Below are 17121 nucleotides of genomic sequence, written 5' to 3' on the forward strand. Positions count from 1 at the left end.
AGATGAAAGGGCATCTCAGCAGAACTCGGGAGCTGTGTCCAGCCCCGGACGACGCTGGGGCGGGGAGATATGGGTAATGGTATGGCCCGCGCCCGCTGGAAAATCGAGAACGAAACCTTTAACACCCTGAAAAATCAAGGCTATCACTTCGAGCACAACTTCGGTCACGGCGATCAACACTTAAGCACCGTGCTGATGCATCTGATGATGCTGGCGTTTCTCATCGACCAGATCCAACAACGCTGTTGTCGGCTGTTTCAAACCGCAATGACAGCGGCGCAGAGCAAGATCCGGTTGTGGGATCAGCTACGCCATCGCTTCAATCTCTGCCTGATCCCAAATTGGGAGGCCCTGTATCGCTCCATCTTCGATCCGCCCAAACTCGTCCTGACCTGGGATACTTCCTAGACGACCGCCGTGACCGAGCGCTCGTGTGATGATGTTCAGGGGATAACCAACAGCCAGCTTGCACCATCACGGCTTACCCGTGAGGTTTTCCTCTGCCCAGGGGTTTCGCAACGCTCGCTCAATCGACGGGCGCGCGACCGAATGGGGAGCAGCGGGAATTGCTGGGACAAACGCGTCATATTCGCTGACAAAGCTCAAAGTGCGCATAATGGTGCGTTTGCCCAAATCGAGCGAACCGCTGCAACCATACTTCTCAGTGGTGCCGTGATAACGAACCAAGGGATATCAATTTGACATCGATCAACGCGATTTTTTCAGAGCGCTCCGGCGCGGAGCGCGCCGCTTGGCTTGACGCCCTCTTCAATCGCGCGCCGATCGGCCTCGTCGTAACGGTCGACCGGGTGTTGACCGAGGTGAACGATTACTTCTGCACCTTGATCGGCTATCAGCGCTCAGAGCTGATCGGCCAGTCGACACGCATCCTGTATCCATCCGATGACGACTACCGCCGCGCTGGCGAGGTGATCTATCAGCAGCTTCGTCATCAGCCGGAGGTGCGCATCGAAACGGCAATGCGCCGCAAGCACGGCCAGATCCTCAATGTCACCTTTTCGGTTACCCTGGTCGACCCTGATCGCCCAGAGCTTGGTGCCATCTCAACGCAGCTCGATGTCACCGAGCAACGACGCTTCGAGCAGTTGCTCCAAGCGCGCATCGCGCTCTCGCTGCACGCCGCCCGAGGTGAGCATCGCGACCTCGTCGCGCGGGTGTTGACCGATGCGCTGGCCTTGACCCAAAGTGCCACCGCGCGGCTTGATGTTTCCAGCCTCGATCAGGCAGCACTGGCCTGTACCGCGCTGGCCACCCAAGGCGAAGGAGGCTACGAGTTCTCCATCGAAGGGCCACCGGGATGCCCTTGGGGCGAGGAGCCATTGCCGCCGGGCAAGACGCGATCAGTCGGCGGTGGCCACTGGACGGCGGGTGTGACCGGAAAGGAACCACCGAATCTCTTGCGCGGCTCGCGTCTGGATTTCAGCGCCCTGAGCCAGACCAGCGGTGCCCCGGACGTGCGTCTCACGGTCAGCGGCAGGGCCGGTTCATTCACACCAACCGACAGGGCCACTCTCGAACAGCTCGCGTCCATGGCCCAGGACGCCATCGGCACCCTGCAAGCACGGTCGGCCCTGCAGATCAGCGAGAGACGCGCCCAACTTGCCTTGGAGGCCGCCCGGGACGGTATGTGGGACTGGGATGTTCCAAGTGGCCGCATCAGCGTCAACGACGCTTACTTCGCCATGCTCGGGGAAGGCAACGCCGGCGGTCACTTAATGATCGCGGAATGGCAATCGCGGATTCATCCGCATGATCAGCCCAAACTGCGGCAGCGGGTCGAGACGCTGGTGAGCGAGGCGGCCTTCATGGAGGCCGAGTACCGCTTGCGTCACGCCGACGGCGGCTGGTGCTGGGTCCAATCGCGGGCCGAGATTGTCGAGCGCGATGCGCAAGGACGCGCGCGCCGGGTCGTCGGCACCCATACCGACATCACCCGGATCAAAGAGGCCGAGCGTGAGGCAGTGCAGGCGCGCATCAAGCTTGAGGCCGCTTTGGCGAGTATGAGCGACGCGGTCTTCATCAGTGATATGCACGGCAACCTGGTCCACATGAACCAGGCGTTCGCGACCTACCATCGCTTTGCCAGCCTGAGCGAATGCGCCGAGCGCCTTGATGCGTATCCGGACATTCTCGAGGTGTCCCGGCTCGACGGAACGCGCGTGCCGTTGTCGCAGTGGGCGGTACCGCGCGCGCTGCGCGGCGAAACCGCAGTCGATCAGCGCTATCGGCTGCGGCGCAAGGATACCGGCGATACCTGGGTGGGGAGCTACAAGCTCGGGCCCATCCGCGATGCCGACGGGCGTGTGGTCGGCGCTGTCGTGACCTGCCGTGACATAACGGAACAGCACGCAGCCGAACAGGCGTTAAGAATTTCTGAAGAACGCCACAGGCTATTCTATAACCCTGTCTTCGGCGGCAGCATCATTCACGATAAAGGACATGTTCTCGATTGCTCAAAAGGCATCACGAATGTCACAGGCTACTCCTATAACGAACTGATCGGCATGAATGGCCTTCTCCTGATCGCGCCGGACTGGCGTGAATTCGTGAAAGAAAAGATCGCGTCTGGGTTTGAAAAAGCGTATGAGGCGGAAAGTATTCGAAAGGACGGCTCAATTTTTCCGGTGCGGCTTCATGCAGCAGCTACCCACTATGATGGAAAGCCGGCTCGAGTCGTCGAATTTCGTGATATTACCGAAACGAAAAAGATCGAACGCGCATTAAAGAAAAGTGAAAATTTATTGCGTAACGTTATCGACTCTTCAGTTGATTACATTTTTGCAAAAGACACGCATTTACGGACAATCTTATGTAATGTCAGGTTCGCTCAATCAGTCAATGCAAAACCGTCTGATTTAGTGGGTAAAACTGATATTGAAAATGGTTGGGATGCTGATCTGGTGAAAGGAAATTCCGACAAAGGGATTAAAGGCTACGAAAAAGACGATCTTGAAGCACTCAACGGAAATATTGTTCGCATCACGGAGACAGCGAGAATTGCCGGTCAAACACTTTTACTGGATACTGTGAAAATCCCTCTGAAAGACGAGAATCATCAAATATTTGGTGTCCTTGGAATAAGCCGAGATGTGACAGCGCAAAAAAGAGCGGAACAATGTCTGAAAGCGAGTGAAGAACAGTTCCGCACACTCGTTAATTCCAGCCCATTCCCGGTTGTTATTGTCGATACGAAGAATGAAAAAATTCAGTATTGGAGTGACAGCGCAGAAGAGCTGTTTGGGCATCGGCCCCAAACGCCTGCCGAATGGTTCGCCCTTGCTTATCCCGATCCCGATTACCGCCAAGCCGTCATCGAGCGCTCGACGCCCTATCTGGAACGCGCGCAACAGACGACAACAGCGGTGAATACCGGCGAGTACGAGATCCGCTGCCGGGATGGGGCCGTCAAGATCTGCGAAATCTACGCGCAATCTATTCCCGGTCATATGGTGTTGATCAATCATGACATCACCGAGCGCAAACAGGCCGAGCGCCAGCAGCGCCTGGCCGCCAGCGTCTTCGCGCACAGCCTCAATGGCGTGGTGATCGCCGATCCCGAGATGCGCATTCTCGACGCCAATCGCACCTACTGCGAGCTGACGGGCTTCACCAAGGCGGAATTGCTCGGCCAGCCCCTGGCCCGTCTGGTCGCGGGGGACGATGATCGGTCCCTGCCCGACACCCTGCGCGCGGATCTCGACGAGCAGGGACACGGTCAAACTGAGATCGACGCGCGCAGCAAGGACGGTGCGCCCTTTCCCGCCATGCTGTCACTCTCCTGCGTCAGCGATGCCGACGGCGAGGTCCAAAACCATATCGCCAGTGTTGCTGATATCAGCGCGCTCAAGGCGCACGCGGCCGACCTCGAGCGTCTCGCGCATCACGATGCCCTCACTGGCCTGCCCAACCGCCGTCTGTTGCTCGATCGGCTCGCGCAGGCCATCGCCCTGGCCGATCGCACCGGCGGGTCGCTCGCGGTCTGCTATCTCGACCTCGATGGCTTCAAGCCGATCAACGACCGCCATGGCCACGAGGTTGGGGATCAATACCTGATCGCGGTCGGCGGGATGCTGCAAGCCAACTTACGCCGGCACGATTCGGTGGCGCGCATCGGCGGTGATGAATTCGTCTTGATGCTCACAGAACTTCAGCGCCCCGAAGAAGACTGCTCCGCGCAGCTTGATCGCATCCTGGCCGCCATCCATGAACCGGTGATTTTGGACGGCATTCGCCATCAGGTCGCTGCCAGCATCGGCGTGACCCTCTATCCCGGCGATCACGCCGACGCCGACGACCTGCTGGACCATGCCGACCAGGCCATGTACCGCGCCAAACAGTCCGGCGGGTGCTGTTATCGGATCTATCAATCGGAGCGGTAATAGGCATTGCGGGCATGCGCCATCTTCGGCGACCGAGTCACAGGGCCGCGCCATTCGACGAGTCGGCCAGAACGACCGAGAAGACCGGGTTGGATGCGCTGAGCTTTAGAGGGTCTAGAGATTGAGCAGTGACCGGCGAGTGGCCCCACTTCCTGAATGTCTGGAGCTGGCCGGTAAGCGACCAGAAACGCTGGCAGCATACATTCGGAAAAATCGCGAGTACTGCTTTTCTTAGGCCTGGGGACGGTTGCCGACCCGGAGGAGACCTCGGCCCTGCAAGCAACGGCGGTGGCAATGCGCTCCAAAGCAGACATTTGCGAGCATCATCGCCTTCGTCACTGATGTCGATCCCATCGAGCGGATTCTTACCCACATCGGTGAGCGGCCATGCCCACTATGGATCACTCCCCTTTTCAGGATTTCGTCCGAACAGCGTCGGAACTCGCAGCGGATAAAGCGACCGCAATTTTCTTTGTGGCACCGCTATCGCAGCAATGATCCAATCCTGCGCTGCCCGCCGTGAATGAGTAGAGAGCGGGCGGTGTCGCCGTGTTTTGTCTTGATGCCCGGATCGGCGCCGCTTGCCAGCAATGCGCTGACGGTGTCCTGCTTGCCTACCCAAGCGGCGAACATCAGCGCTGTCCAGCCATTGTGCGCCTGGGCGTTGATTCCGATGCCCTGTTCCAGCAAAACTCTGAGTAGCCTGGGTGACCTTTTTCCGCTGCATGTGAAGGGCGTAGCGCCTGTCGCGATCGATCTGGTTCAGGCGGGCGCTGCTGGCGATCACCAGCGCCGTCGAGTCATCGCGTCCTTGCATGGCGGCGATCATCAGGGCGCTCCAGCCATATTCGTCCTGAATATTGAAAGGCTGGCTTTTTAGACAGCATCTCAGATCGGCTCCGGCCTCAAGAACCATCTTGACCAGTTCGGCACCCCAAGCGCGGACCTTTCCGGCTGGTTCCAGCTCAGTCCCCACCGGAGCGCAGGCGAATCGCGGCGCGCAGAAAGCCGATCTGCGTTCTGAAATTGCGGCAACCGCTGCACATCATCAGATGGAATCGCAGTGCGACCTGTTCGTGCCACCGCAGTGGACGGTCCAAATCCTCCGACATCAGGTGAGTGGCCTCTTTGCAGTTCATCGTCGATATGGCTCCGGCAGCATCGCTTAGCGGGTAAACCAGGTCTCATCGAGACACAGACGCAGGCTCATCCGCGCGCGGTGCAGGATGACCCAACAGTTGGAGGTGGTGATGGCGAGTTCCTGGCAGATCTCATCGGTCTCCAGTTCCAGGAACTCGCGCATCATGAACACCCGGGATGTGCGTTCGGGCAGATGATCGAGACACAGCTCAAATACACGCCAGAACTGCTTCTGCTCAAGTGAATCATCAGGGTTGGCCCAGCGGTGCGGCTTGTGCTCATTGGCCCAGAAACCGCGCCGATCAAACAAGTCGTTGTGGCCTTCGGTCTCTTCATCGCCGCTTCCGAGTTGCGAGATGGGGACTTCACGCTGGCGCAGGCGCAGTGCATCGATCACCTTGCGCTTGAGGATGGAAAAGACCCAGGTCTTGACGCTGGAACGATTGGCGAACGCATTGTGGCCCTTAAGAACGGCGATCAGCGTCTCCTGCACCACGTCTTCCGCCATGGCGGGATCGCGCAGTTGGATGCTCGCGAAGCGGACCAGGTCGGGGCGGTGCTCCCCGAAAAAGCCCTGAATCTGTTCGGGGACGTCCACAGATGGGTCGGCGGGCGGGTCAGCTTGCGTCATGATGGCATTGAGTTTGGTCACGATCTCGGTGCCTGAACGATAACATCATGGCGCAGCGGTTCGTCCGACTTCGACCAATCGCCGTATCAAGCAGAAAGAGCGGCCGTCGTCAGGGGCAAGCGCCAATCACCAAGCTGGTGTTTTGCCGTGATCGCCGGAATATTCTGAAAGACTGGCTATTTCTGCCAGTGCTGCGCGATTTTTTCACCACCGGAGAATGTCCCCCATGAGAACAAAAATGCAATCAGACCTGACCAACCCCATGCTGCGATTCATCCTGCTACTGCTGTTGTTCGCTCCCCTGGCTGCACTGGCCGGCGACGACACCCTGAGCCGGCGGGTCAGCCCCTATTCGGTCAGCGATACCGTTGATCGACTGGAAGCCGTGTTGCGCGAGAAGGGCGTCACCATCTTTGCCCGCATCGACCACAGCGCCGGGGCCAAGGATGTGGGGTTGACGCTGCGTCCTACCGAACTGCTGATCTTTGGCAATCCCAAGGCCGGCACCCCGCTGATGCAGGCGGCGCCCACCATTGGCCTTGACCTGCCACTGAAAGTGCTGGTCTGGGAGGATGATCAGGGACAGGTTCAAGTGATCTGGAATACGCCGGCATACCTCATCGAAAGGCATGGCTTGGATGCTAGCTATACCAAAAATCTGGCCGCCGTTGACGGGCTGATCGATGCGGCCCTGAAGTAGCTCGAGCCGACTGCGTGGTGCGGATGCTCATGGCGCCGCGCGGTCGGAAGGCGTCTTCAGGTTTGGGACTCGTGCAAACCGGGTCTTGATCCAGGCATCGACCGAGAGGTGCCCCGGCCCGGTGGCCGCCAGATAGAGCAGAATCGTCGCCCAGGTCCCATGCACCGGCCAGGCGTCCGGGTAGACCAGCAACTGAATGACGGCGGTCATTCCCAGCAACGCCAGCGCCGAGAAGCGGGTGCCCAGACCGATGAGCAGCAGCAGCGGAAACAGGTGCTCGGCGGTGGCTGCGGCATAGACGGCCAGCTCGGGCGAGATGAGCGGGAGGCTGTACTGAGCGTAATCACGATAATTGCGGGACCCATTTCCAAGCCATTTGAAGGACATGGAATGCGTGTGGGATCACGGGGGCCGTTACTGGCCGACAGCGGGAAGCCGGAATCGTGAACCACGCTCCCCCCCTGAGGGGGGAGAGACGCAGCGGGTTCAGTTGCCTCTAGCGCTCTGGCGAATGGCGCGAGCGAGGGTGTAGCGGGCATAGCGCTCGGCATCGGCTCCGCGACGCGGGGACGCGCGCTCGAGCAAGCGTTGGTAGACCGTGGTCGGTGCAAGGCCGGCCTCAAGAGCGCCGCAGACCCAGCCCCATTCGCGGGCAGATTCGGACGGATCACCGGTGGATAAGCGCGCCCGTGGAGCGCAGTTGACGACCGGCGGCGGAGCCGGAGCCATCGTTGGCAAGGCCGGAGTTGGATCCCAGACGCGCTCCTGCGGGCTTGGTCGCCGAAGGACATTGACCCACTCCCCGCCACGCTTGGCATTCTTCATCCCGGCGAGCCGACCGAGGTGCTCACCGGAGACCGAGCCCGGATCGGCGCCAACGCGCGGGATCAGCCAACGCTGCACATCACAGCGCTGCGCCTCATCGAGCGCGCGGGTCAGCCGTAGCCACAGGTGGCAGCCCCCGAGCGTCGAAGTCTGCACCACCAGGGCCGCATAGTGCCGAGCGATGCGCTGCGCCATCGGCCGTGCGACATCATCGAGAAACACCATTGGCCAGGGATAGCCGCGGGCTGGACGGATATAAATATCGGCCTGTTGGACATTGCGCGCTCTGGCCAGCCCCAACGGAAGCTGATCCAAAGAGCGATCATGGAACCACAGCATCGTCGCCTTGGCGGTGCGCACCGCCAAATCGGCACGCACGATGCCAGCGTCGTGCCATGCCTCAAGCATCACGGCGGTGTGTCTTGCCGCTGTCATGGCCTGGTGCGGGCGCTCAGCGCTCAAGCGGCTCATCAGGCGCCCGCCCTGGCACTCGGGCGTTGGCGGGCGTTGCCCGCCGCTGAACCAAACACCTCAAGGTAGAGTTGTTCATCGAGCTGCGCGCGTTCGAGCCGAGCAGCCTGCGCCAGCAATTCTGCCGCCATGGTCGTAAGCACGCGATAATTGCCCAACGCATGCTCAGCGAGCGTCTTCATCAGCCCTGCGCTCATCAGACTCGCATTGCCGGCACTGTGTTGTAAATGCTCCAGGCAGGCGACCAGCGCCTCGCGACTGGCATACTCCATACTCAGGCGCGTACGGATACGACTGCCCAGCGGCAGCAACTCCTCACGGCGCAGCTTGGTCGCCAGGCGGCCATCGCCGGCCAGGATCACGCTCAACAACGTGCGCGAATCGAACTGCATGGAGGTCAGCAGACGCAGCTCATTGAGCACCGTCGGATGCATCTCCTGCGCCTCGTCGATGAGCAACACCGGGCGCAACAGCGTCGTCTCCAGATGCGCCAGCCAGCGCTCGCGCAGGATCTTGAAGCCACCCCAGCGGTTATGGGGCTTGAGGTCAACGGCGAACAGATCGCCCATCTCGCGGTAGAAGTCCGCCACCTTCGAGCTGGGATGCGTGAGCGCCCCAACGCTGATATCGGGCAGCTGGCGCAGACGCTCATCGAGCAGGCGCAGTACCGCACTCTTGCCGGTACCCGGATCACCTTGAATGAGCGCAAAACCGCCTTCGCGGATCAGGCTCTGCTCGATGCGCCAGCAAAACTGCTCCACCGGCGCGCTGCGATGCAGTGCCGCCGTCGGCAGCTCCGGGGAGAACGGATTGAACTTCAGTCCATAGAGGGCCAGCAGGGTCTTGTTCATCGACTGGATTCCAGGTCATCGTGTTTTGGCAGATAGGCCGGCGGCAGACCGGTGGCGGCATACTCGGCGAGCAAGTCGCGCAGCAACGGTGGCAGCGTCGTGGCGCGTTGTGATGGCGGTGGCGGTGCGCCGGCGGGCTCAAGGCGCCGACGCTGCCCGGAGGCATTGGCGGCTTTATCGAGGGGATAGAGGCGGCAGAGGATGGCGCCCGAGTGGGGATCAACCACGTCCACAGCACTCAGATCCCAGCGGGCATAAGCGATATGCAGTTGCTCAAGGTGACGCAAGCGCGCCGGCACCTCGAAGCGCTTGCCCGCCAGGCTGAGCGTCCCATCGCTGCGGCGCTGACGGCGTTGGACGCGACAACGAAAAGCGGCGCGGACCTGCTCGCTGTCCGGACAGGGGCGCCCCACGTTGGGCGCATCGAGAAGACGCGCAAGCGGCGTGGCGGCGGTCTCACTGTGGACCTTGCGGTGGTACTCCTGCTCCACCCACGCCTGAGTGAGGGTGTTGAGCCGCTGCAGGCTCAGCTCCTCCAGCCCCTTAAGCATCGCCATCAGGCGGCCTTCCAGCGTGGCCCAGAAGCGCTCCTGCTTGGCGTTCTGATACGGGCTGTACGGCAGGGTCGGCTCATGGAGGATGCCCAGGGCGTGCAATCCGGCGGTGAACTCCTCGGCCTGCATTGCCGCGCCGTTATCGCTCATCAAGGCGCGCGGCAGCCCGCGCTTGTGCAACGCCTGCCCCAGGCCATGGACCAAGGTCTCGGTGGTCTCATCGAGGTACCACTGCAGATGGCAGATCAGGCGGGAGTGATCGTCAATGACCGCCAGCAGCAGGGGCTTGACCCAGACGCCACCCCGGGTGAGGACTTTGCGCGAGCCATGATGAAAGTCCAGATGCCACAAGGCATGGACATACTGGGCTTCATAGCTGCGCACCTCGCAGGCCTCCAGGCGCCGCGCGGCCTGTTCAGCGCCCGGCGTCTTGCGCGCCGGGACACGCCGGCGGTGCAAGCCCGCGCGCTTCATGAAGCGGCGCACGGTGGCATAGGAGGGCAGCGGCCCCAGGGTCTGATCGCCCGCGCACAAGGCGGCGAGGTTGTCGTAATGCAGCTGCACCGTCCAACCGGGGTAGTCGCGGTACTGGGCTTGCACCGCATCCATCAGGCGCGGACTCAGCGCGCGCTGCTCCCCGGCATCGCTGCGCCGGCGCGGGCGCAGTGCCGCCACCGGGTCTTGGGCATCGCGTGCGAGGTAATACCAACGCTCCAAGGTGCCAAAGCTAAAACTGACCGCCCGCCCAGTCACCGGATGGCGCCATGACTTGGCCGCTAGCGCCTTCAGCCGCGCGCCCAGCGCGTTCGCCGGCGCAGGATCAGCCAATAAAGGACCAATAATGGCAAAGCGCAACCGCGCCCAACCATCGGGATCACCGAGGCCGTTGTCATCGGACATTCGTCTTCACCTCCCAGTTGTTTCACACATCACCGGGAGTCTAGAAGGCGCCGCCCAGCGGCGCGATGAGGTCTTCTGCGGGTTGGCGTTGCCCTACAGCGAGCCTGTCGCTGTCGTGCTCGGGGCGATCAATATCAGCAGTTGCACGACGCGCTCGGACAACGCTTTTGCGCTCAATTTTTCCAGCAGGGATCCTGGCAGGTGCTCGGTGGCGATCGGCGGCATCAACAGACCAGCCAAGGATCGAAAGCAGCGGGTTTGCACAAACTGCTCACGCCACCAGTGCTGCCACCGCCGCAGGGTTTGGACGGTGACACCGAGCGTCTTGATCAAGCGCTGGCGACGCGATGCGCTCAGCCCGCAATGCAGGGCGGAAATCAGCACGACGATGACCCCGAGATAGACCTTGCGGCCCAGAAACCGAACGGAAGGCGGGGTGCTGCGCCGCCGGCACCCGTCCGCGGCACAGCAGAAACTCAGACGGCTCTGGTAGCTCTCATCCAAGACGCCACGCACAACACCTCGGGGCTTACGCGGATAACGGGCGCTGTGCAACGCACCACCGCAGTCACAGCCGCCCGCGCGGACTTCCTCGGCAATCGACTCGTCGATCCGGGTGAGCAGGTGGTAAAAGTTCGTGTCGGCAAGAAAGGCGTGACACACTGGGACTGTCTCCTGGTTTTTGGCGAAATTCGGAGACAGCCCTCTCGGGCAACTTGCGTCAAGTTGTTTGAGGGGGTTTTTTGTTTTCCCTCACTGAATTTGCTCAGAATCGCGGCCGATTCCCGCAAATAGTCTGCTCAGGCTCACTGTACTCCTCGCGAAAGAGGAAGACCGCTGAATCCGATAGGCGCGGCCAACCCAGCTCGAAGGTGCCTGTCGTGATATCGATGGAGAGCCCCTCGATCTTGGTTTGGCCGGATCGCCAGAACACCCCAGCAATGGAGAAGCGCCCGAGCAAGGCGATCAGGCTGTGCGGAATGCGCTCCAGCAGCGGGATAGACACGGTGACGGCGGTGGCCAGACGGCTCGGGTGGGGCAGGGTATCAGCGTTCATGGGCAGGTCCTCAGGTCGTAGCCGTGGAGTGGAAGCCGGTCAAGACCTGCTCGCGCAGCAGGACCGCCAGACAGCGAGTGAGATCAAAGTCGGCCTGGGTTGACGCCGTCTCGGCCGCCTCGCCCAGGGTGAGGCCGGCGCGCAAGGCGGCGATAAAGCGGACATCGCCAACCGCCATCGGCAGCACCCGCACCGAGCGTTCGTGGCGCAGCACCCAGGCGCTCTCGGGCACGCCGGGATCTGCGATTTCAGCGTTTTCCTCGCCTTGGTGCGCCGCCCAGATCGAGACGACCGCATAGGTGCAGCAAATGCCGCTCAGGCATGGGTGCAGCTCCAAACGCAGGCTGGCCAGTTGTTCTGGCGCAGCCATCAGCGGCGTCAAGGTGCCGGGATCGATGGGGGCGGCATCGGCAGCGTGGAGCGCATCCAGGCAGGCCAGCTCCAGCCGTGCCAAGTCGGACAGATAAGGCCAGTCCTCGGCCAGTTGGTTTGTGGCGATGAAGTCCGCGAAGCTCGCTCCGTAACGTGCCAGAATTGGCGAGCGGGGCGGATGGGCGCGTACGAAGGCGCGCGCCAGCTCGCGAAAGCGCGCCGCACCGACCACGGCCTGACAGATCGGGAAGGTATCGGCGATGGCGCCCATGAGCGACAGGGTGACGTTGTTGCGGTAGACGGCGAATCGCTGCGCGGGATCGGACCCGTTCCAGGTGGTCAGCCCCGCCGGAATCGCTCGCTCCGGGTCCAGCAGTGCGCCGCACCAGGCATTTTGTTCGCTCATGCGGCCAGCTCTCGCGCGGTATCCGCGTGTGTCAGATGCGCTTGGGCGCGCGCAGCCTCCTCGAACAGGCGCCCAAAGTCAGGGACATCGTTATCCCACTCGATCAGCGTCGGTTGCGGGCCGATGCGCTCGAGTGTCCAGGCATAGAGCGACCAGACCGCTGCGTCCACGGCGCTGCCGTGGTCATCGATCAGCAGCGGATCACCGACGCTGTCGGTTTCGCGATGGAACCCGGCCAGATGGATCTCGCCGACCTGCGCGAGCGGCAGCGCCGCAAGATAGGCCAGCACATCGCGCCCGTGATTGGTGCAGGAAACATAGGCATTGTTGACATCGAGCAGCAGGCCGCAGCCGGTGCGCGCGACCAGCTCGCTGATGAAGTCGGACTCGCTCAGCGTAGAACCAGCAAACTCCAGATAGGTCGCCGGATTCTCCAGCAGGATGCGTCGGCCCAGAGAGTCCTGGACCTGATCGATGTGGGCGCGGACTCGGTTTAGGGTCGGGCGATCATAGGGAACCGGCAGCAGGTCGTTCCAGAAGACGCCGCCGTGGGTTGACCAGGCGAGATGTTCCGAGAACATCGCTGGTTGATAGCGATCAAGCAATGCGCGCAGTGCGCGAAGATGGTCAAGATCAAGCGGATCTTCCCCGCCGATCGACAGCCCTATGCCATGAACCGAGAGCGGGTAGCGCTCGGCGATGCAGGCCAGGTCGGCGTGCATCGGACCGCCGTCTATCAAGTAATTTTCGGCATGGACCTCAAGAAACCCGAGGTCTGGTTGCCCTTGCAGGATCTCCGGCACATGCTGCGGTTTGAGACCCACGCCGACCCCGAGGGGCAGGCCGGCGTGGCGCCCGGACCGGAGAGCGCCAGCCGGCGCCCCTGAGCTTGAATGGCTGATTGGACACATGGCTGGCACTCCCCCACTGGCCCCTAGGACGCTTCCTTGAAGGCCGCGAGCTGGCCGTTGCCGGTTGGGGAAGTTGGCGAGGCGGTGGTCTCGCAACTGTCCTTGGGCACCAGCTTCCAGGCGTTGCCCTGATAGTCCTCGGTGGAAGTTCCCGCGCAGGTGGTGCCCGGCCCAGCGGCACAGTCGTTCTTCCCCTTCAACGCGACGCCGAAGCACTTTTCCTTGGCCCCGGAATCGGCTGCGCCCGCCGGAGCGGTGGCCATGGTCATGGCAGCCCCAAGGGCCAAGGCAAGAGCGGCGGTGGTGGCTTTCTGGTTGGTGGTCGTAGTCATGGTTAGCTCCAATTTGGGATACGCGAATCAGTGTTGTTGAGCCCCGAAGCCAGGTTGCTCCGCAAGGGTCTCGGGTGAATAGTCGGTGGAGGGAGCGAATCCTTACAGCCGAATCGCGTTAACTTATGTTTGACATGTGGAGATATAGTTATCCGTATAATCAGATGGATAAGTTAATGCAGATGTATTTATTCGGCTGGCTGGATCACGCGTGTCGCTGAGATCGACAGGGCCGATACCCGATTGCACCAACGTTTCGGTCCCTCGCTGATGCTGGTGGGCGGGAAGATGCCTGGCGGGATATTGAGCCAATCTGGACCGCAATCGCCGCAAACCAGGCAACTGAAGGCTTTATGGGCATCAGCGCCGATTTTGGGTCGTGGTCGATCCGATTGGGCGTGACGGGCCGATGGCCGTTCCTATGACGCTGCGGCGACCACCTGGTCCAGCGCCTCGTTCAGGGCCTGGATGTCGATCGGTTTGGACAAGTAGTCATTCATCCCCGCAGCCAGATACTTCTCCCGGTCCCCGGCAAGCGCGCGGGCGGTCAGCGCGATGATGGGGATCGACTGATTCAAGTCGCCTGTGGTGTTCTCCCGGATTTGACGGGTGGCCTCGACGCCATCCATCTCGGGCATTTGCACGTCCATGAGCACCAGATCGAACATTTGGCTTCCGAGCAACACCAATGCCTTGCGACCGTTGCTCGCTATCTGTACTTGATGGCCCAGCTTTTCCAGCAATTTCTGCACGACTTTGGCGTTGGTCGGTTCGTCCTCGGCCACCAGTATGCGCAGGGCCTTGGTCGGTGGCTCTGCCACCTTGAGATCTGTCGCTCCCAGCTCGTTCATGGCGGTCTCTTCAGCCGATTCGGTTCCCACCATGATCGTGAATTGGACGTGGGTTCCCTCGCCCAGGGTGCTGTCCATCTCGACCTGGCCGCCCATCAGGCCCACCAGTCGCTTGACGATGGACAGGCCCAGACCGGTGCCCTGAAAGCGGCGCGTGGGGGAACCGTCGGCCTGGGTGAAGGGCTCGAACAGGAAGTCGATCATGTTCTCCGCGACGCCAATGCCGGTGTCGCGAATGGAGCAGCGCAGGCGGACGTGTTCGGCATCGATCTGCTCCAGCACATCGGCTTCGACGATCACCTCTCCATGCTCGGTGAACTTAACCGCGTTACCCACCAGATTGAACAGCACTTGGCGCAGCCGCGCCGGGTCTCCGATCAGGATGGTGGGAATCGTGGGGGCAATGCGCGCATGCAGGGCGATCCCTTTGGCAGCGGCTTGATGGGCCAAGGCGGCCATGACCGGTTCCAACTGGGCGGCGAGTGCGAAGGGTTCTTCCAGGAGGCCCATGCGGTTGGCTTCGAGCTTGGAGAAATCAAGGATGTCGTTGATCACCCGCAGCAGGAGTTGGGAGGACTGCATGGCCAGATCGACGCACTCGGCCTGTTCCGGCTCGAGTTCCGACATCTCAAGGAGCTGGAGAAAGCCCTGGACCCCATTGAGCGGCGTGCGCAGTTCGTGGCTCATGTTGGCCAGGAATTCGGATTTGGCCCGACTGGCGGCCTCGGCTTGTTCCTTGGCCACGATGAGTTGCGCCTGAACCTGTTTGATAGCAGTCAGGTCCAGGGTCTGGGCCACGGAGTACAAGAACTGTCCGTCCGCGTCCCTGACCTTGGAGACGGTGACCAATCCCCAGCGGATTTCACCGTCCTTGCGCAGATAGCGCTTTTCCAGCTCGTAGCTGTCCTGGTCGCCATTGAGGTAGTGCTGATACAGCGCTTTGGAACTCTTTAGATCCTCAGGGTAGGTAATGTCCTTGAAGGTCCTGGCGAGCAGCTCCTGCCGGCTGTATCCATACAGCTGACAGGCCTTGTCGTTGACTTCCAAGAAATGTCCGCCCGGGCTGACCAGGGCCATGCCCACGCCGCTGTTGTGGAAGGCGCGGACGAAACGCGCCTCGTTCTCCTTGCGGGCGGCCTCGATCCTCTTGCGCTGTGAGATGTCGCGCAGGATCAGGACGTGCCGGTCGGGCAGATAATTGGCCAGAGCGCTGTATTCCGCGATGACCCGGACGCCGTTCTTGCGGAACAGGGTGCATTCACCCGTTGCCTGAGGGCCAAATCCTTGTGGTGCGAGATCCGATGGCGCGAGGGCGCAGAATTCCTCGCGCCGATAGCCGGTCAGATCGCAGGCCGCCTGATTGACATTGAGGAAACGCCCTTGTGCGTCGGTGATGAAGATGGCTTCCTGGATATTCTCGAACAGGGTTCGGTACTTGACTTCGCTCTGGCGCAGGGACTGCTCGGCCTGCTTGAGTTCAGTGACATCCAGGATCGAGCCGTGAAGGCGGATTACCTGGCCATCGGCATTCCGATCCGCCAAGCCTTTGGCCTGTAGGTGCCGTTCCCGCCCATCAGGATGGGGTCGTCGTAACGCCAAGTTGTAGGGGGTGCCGTCCTCCAGGGTGCGCATCACCGCCTGGTGCAGCTTCTCCGCATCCTCGGGGTTGTAGAGAGCCAGTTGCCCCTGAAGGCCAGGTGGCGGCTGGGACGGATCCAGGCCCAAAATGCCATAAAGGTTCTCAGACCAAGTGATGATGCCGCTGTGAACCTCCCAGTCCCAGTCGCCCAAGCCTCCGACACGTTGGGCTTCTTTCAGACGCTGTTCCGAGCGTTTGAGCGCCTCCTCCGAGCGTTTGCGTTCGGTGATATCTTTGAAAACGACATAGTGCTGTCCGGTTTCCTGATTTCGCGTGATGGTGACCAAAACCGGGACGAAATGTCCCTTGACGTGTCGATAGCGGCGTTCCAGATGTGCCACGCCTTGCTGTTGGAACGCCAAGGTGTCCGGCGGCAGACCATCCTTTGTGAGATCGTCGGGATGGACATGCTCCCTGGCGTTCAAACCGACCATCTGCTGCGGCGAGTCATAGCCGAGAATGGCGGCAGCGGCCGGATTGGCTTCCCGAATGATGGAATCGGCTTGGCCCAGAAAAATACCCTCGCCAACATGCTCAAACACATGACGGAACTTCGCCTCGCTCTCCCGAAGCGCCACGGCCTGCCGATGCTCGGTGAGGTCCACGCCCAAGCCGGTCAGTTCCAATGGATAGCCTTGGTCGTTTAGGGTCAGCACATTGGCCCAGGAAACATTCCGTCGCTCACCGCAGCGGGTCAGGATCTCGTTTTCATAGGTCACAATGCCTTGATCCGGTTTCCGGGCCATGAGCGCGTTGAAGACTTCGCGAATCTCGGCGCGGATGTTCTTGGGGATGAACAGTTCGAACCAGTCCTGCCCAAGCACTTCCTCGCGATTCCAGCCGGTCAGGCGCAGCAAATAGTTGTTGGCAAAGGTGATCTGGCCTTGACGGTCGAGGGTTACGCTGATTTGCGGCGCGTTGACCAGGATGTCCCGCCATTTCCGCTCGGATTCGTTTAGGGCCGCTTCGGCCGCTGTTGGCTCGGAGAGATCATGGACCAAGCCCATCAGCTCCTGCTTGGTCTTGTGCTGGTCGCCAGACATGGTGTTCAGTCTCTTTCGGAGAACAGGAGCGCGCTTGC

Annotated in this window: 16 protein-coding genes and 1 pseudogene; 4 read left to right on the plus strand and 13 right to left on the minus strand. The window is 61.3% G+C overall.

The genetic code is table 11. From position 1 onward, the window contains the following. Positions 1 to 69 precede the first annotated feature (69 nt). From Thiosp_RS24680 to Thiosp_RS10415, 3 genes and pseudogenes are all read left to right on the plus strand, one after another. Positions 70 to 408 (plus strand): hypothetical protein, encoded by a 339-nt coding sequence (locus Thiosp_RS24680; RefSeq protein WP_407702812.1) that lies wholly within the window; start codon positions 70 to 72, stop codon positions 406 to 408. 290 nt (positions 409 to 698) lie between these two features. Further along, positions 699 to 1049, plus strand: a pseudogene (locus Thiosp_RS24685) (PAS domain S-box protein); the annotation flags it as partial. 57 nt (positions 1050 to 1106) lie between these two features. Beyond that, complete coding sequence (locus Thiosp_RS10415) at positions 1107 to 4400, plus strand: PAS domain S-box protein (RefSeq protein ID WP_323697032.1); 3294 nt, start codon at positions 1107 to 1109, stop codon at positions 4398 to 4400. 394 nt (positions 4401 to 4794) lie between these two features. Here the strand turns inward: Thiosp_RS10415 and Thiosp_RS24940 are convergent, their stop codons facing one another. From Thiosp_RS24940 to Thiosp_RS10430, 3 genes are read right to left on the minus strand one after another with little or no spacing between them, the layout of a single operon-like run. Further along, the gene (locus Thiosp_RS24940) at positions 4795 to 5316 is read right to left on the minus strand and encodes an ankyrin repeat domain-containing protein (RefSeq protein WP_242518811.1); all 522 of its coding nucleotides are present in this window, start codon (positions 5314 to 5316) and stop codon (positions 4795 to 4797) included. Positions 5317 to 5365: 49 nt separating this feature from the next. Continuing rightward, positions 5366 to 5539 (minus strand): zf-HC2 domain-containing protein, encoded by a 174-nt coding sequence (locus Thiosp_RS10425; RefSeq protein WP_201068241.1) that lies wholly within the window; start codon positions 5537 to 5539, stop codon positions 5366 to 5368. Between the two features lie 26 nt (positions 5540 to 5565). Further along, positions 5566 to 6192, minus strand: coding sequence for a sigma-70 family RNA polymerase sigma factor (locus Thiosp_RS10430; RefSeq protein WP_201068242.1), 627 nt, complete (start codon positions 6190 to 6192; stop codon positions 5566 to 5568). A 205-nt stretch (positions 6193 to 6397) separates the two neighbouring features. Between Thiosp_RS10430 and Thiosp_RS10435 the strand changes: the two genes are divergently transcribed. Beyond that, positions 6398 to 6871 carry a DUF302 domain-containing protein gene (locus Thiosp_RS10435; protein ID WP_201068243.1) on the plus strand — a complete coding sequence of 158 codons (474 nt, stop codon included), beginning with the start codon at positions 6398 to 6400 and terminating at the stop codon, positions 6869 to 6871. Positions 6872 to 6898: 27 nt separating this feature from the next. On the opposite strand, the gene Thiosp_RS10440 is transcribed toward Thiosp_RS10435, so the two are convergent. The 10 genes from Thiosp_RS10440 to Thiosp_RS10485 form a co-directional block, all read right to left on the minus strand. Then, a complete protein-coding gene (locus tag Thiosp_RS10440; protein ID WP_201068244.1) occupies positions 6899 to 7258 on the minus strand; it encodes a DoxX family protein in 360 nt (119 codons plus the stop codon). A 99-nt stretch (positions 7259 to 7357) separates the two neighbouring features. Next, a complete protein-coding gene (locus Thiosp_RS10445; RefSeq protein ID WP_323696455.1) occupies positions 7358 to 8167 on the minus strand; it encodes a DNA-primase RepB domain-containing protein in 810 nt (269 codons plus the stop codon). Continuing rightward, positions 8167 to 9018 carry an ExeA family protein gene (locus Thiosp_RS10450; protein WP_323696456.1) on the minus strand — a complete coding sequence of 284 codons (852 nt, stop codon included), beginning with the start codon at positions 9016 to 9018 and terminating at the stop codon, positions 8167 to 8169. The genes Thiosp_RS10445 and Thiosp_RS10450 overlap by 1 nt, the downstream gene beginning before the upstream one ends. Then, positions 9015 to 10472, minus strand: a complete 1458-nt coding sequence (locus tag Thiosp_RS10455) for a DDE-type integrase/transposase/recombinase (protein WP_323697016.1) — start codon at positions 10470 to 10472, stop codon at positions 9015 to 9017. The genes Thiosp_RS10450 and Thiosp_RS10455 overlap by 4 nt, the downstream gene beginning before the upstream one ends. 93 nt (positions 10473 to 10565) lie before the next feature. Next, complete coding sequence (locus Thiosp_RS10460; protein ID WP_323696484.1) at positions 10566 to 11135, minus strand: hypothetical protein; 570 nt, start codon at positions 11133 to 11135, stop codon at positions 10566 to 10568. A 103-nt stretch (positions 11136 to 11238) separates the two neighbouring features. Further along, positions 11239 to 11529, minus strand: a complete 291-nt coding sequence (locus Thiosp_RS10465) for a hypothetical protein (RefSeq protein ID WP_201066709.1) — start codon at positions 11527 to 11529, stop codon at positions 11239 to 11241. Positions 11530 to 11539: 10 nt separating this feature from the next. After that, on the minus strand, positions 11540 to 12307 hold the full coding sequence (locus Thiosp_RS10470) for an HvfC/BufC N-terminal domain-containing protein (RefSeq protein ID WP_201066707.1): 768 nt from the start codon (positions 12305 to 12307) through the stop codon (positions 11540 to 11542). Then, positions 12304 to 13218: an MNIO family bufferin maturase gene (gene bufB / locus Thiosp_RS10475; RefSeq protein ID WP_201066705.1), complete on the minus strand. Its 915-nt coding sequence runs from the start codon at positions 13216 to 13218 to the stop codon at positions 12304 to 12306. Before bufB ends, Thiosp_RS10470 begins: the two co-directional genes overlap by 4 nt. Positions 13219 to 13241: 23 nt before the next feature. Continuing rightward, a complete protein-coding gene (locus tag Thiosp_RS10480; protein WP_201066703.1) occupies positions 13242 to 13550 on the minus strand; it encodes a BufA1 family periplasmic bufferin-type metallophore in 309 nt (102 codons plus the stop codon). Positions 13551 to 13969: 419 nt separating this feature from the next. Next, complete coding sequence (locus Thiosp_RS10485) at positions 13970 to 17083, minus strand: PAS domain-containing hybrid sensor histidine kinase/response regulator (RefSeq protein WP_201066701.1); 3114 nt, start codon at positions 17081 to 17083, stop codon at positions 13970 to 13972. Positions 17084 to 17121 lie beyond the last annotated feature (38 nt).

It is taken from the genome of Thiorhodovibrio litoralis, assembly GCF_033954455.1.
Lineage (GTDB): Bacteria > Pseudomonadota > Gammaproteobacteria > Chromatiales > Chromatiaceae > Thiorhodovibrio > Thiorhodovibrio litoralis.

What these genes read in the sequence shown, in the direction of transcription:
- Thiosp_RS24680 (WP_407702812.1), top strand. Translation starts at nt 70, where the DNA reads ATGGGTAATGGTATGGCCCGCGCCCGCTGGAAAATCGAGAACGAAACC.
- Thiosp_RS24940 (WP_242518811.1), bottom strand. Translation starts at nt 5,316, where the DNA reads ATGGTTCTTGAGGCCGGAGCCGATCTGAGATGCTGTCTAAAAAGCCAG.
- Thiosp_RS10425 (WP_201068241.1), bottom strand. Translation starts at nt 5,539, where the DNA reads ATGAACTGCAAAGAGGCCACTCACCTGATGTCGGAGGATTTGGACCGT.
- Thiosp_RS10435 (WP_201068243.1), top strand. Translation starts at nt 6,398, where the DNA reads ATGAGAACAAAAATGCAATCAGACCTGACCAACCCCATGCTGCGATTC.
- Thiosp_RS10440 (WP_201068244.1), bottom strand. Translation starts at nt 7,258, where the DNA reads ATGTCCTTCAAATGGCTTGGAAATGGGTCCCGCAATTATCGTGATTAC.
- Thiosp_RS10445 (WP_323696455.1), bottom strand. Translation starts at nt 8,167, where the DNA reads ATGAGCCGCTTGAGCGCTGAGCGCCCGCACCAGGCCATGACAGCGGCA.
- Thiosp_RS10450 (WP_323696456.1), bottom strand. Translation starts at nt 9,018, where the DNA reads ATGAACAAGACCCTGCTGGCCCTCTATGGACTGAAGTTCAATCCGTTC.
- Thiosp_RS10455 (WP_323697016.1), bottom strand. Translation starts at nt 10,472, where the DNA reads ATGTCCGATGACAACGGCCTCGGTGATCCCGATGGTTGGGCGCGGTTG.
- Thiosp_RS10465 (WP_201066709.1), bottom strand. Translation starts at nt 11,529, where the DNA reads ATGAACGCTGATACCCTGCCCCACCCGAGCCGTCTGGCCACCGCCGTC.
- Thiosp_RS10470 (WP_201066707.1), bottom strand. Translation starts at nt 12,307, where the DNA reads ATGAGCGAACAAAATGCCTGGTGCGGCGCACTGCTGGACCCGGAGCGA.
- bufB (WP_201066705.1), bottom strand. Translation starts at nt 13,218, where the DNA reads ATGTGTCCAATCAGCCATTCAAGCTCAGGGGCGCCGGCTGGCGCTCTC.
- Thiosp_RS10480 (WP_201066703.1), bottom strand. Translation starts at nt 13,550, where the DNA reads ATGACTACGACCACCAACCAGAAAGCCACCACCGCCGCTCTTGCCTTG.
- Thiosp_RS10485 (WP_201066701.1), bottom strand. Translation starts at nt 17,083, where the DNA reads ATGTCTGGCGACCAGCACAAGACCAAGCAGGAGCTGATGGGCTTGGTC.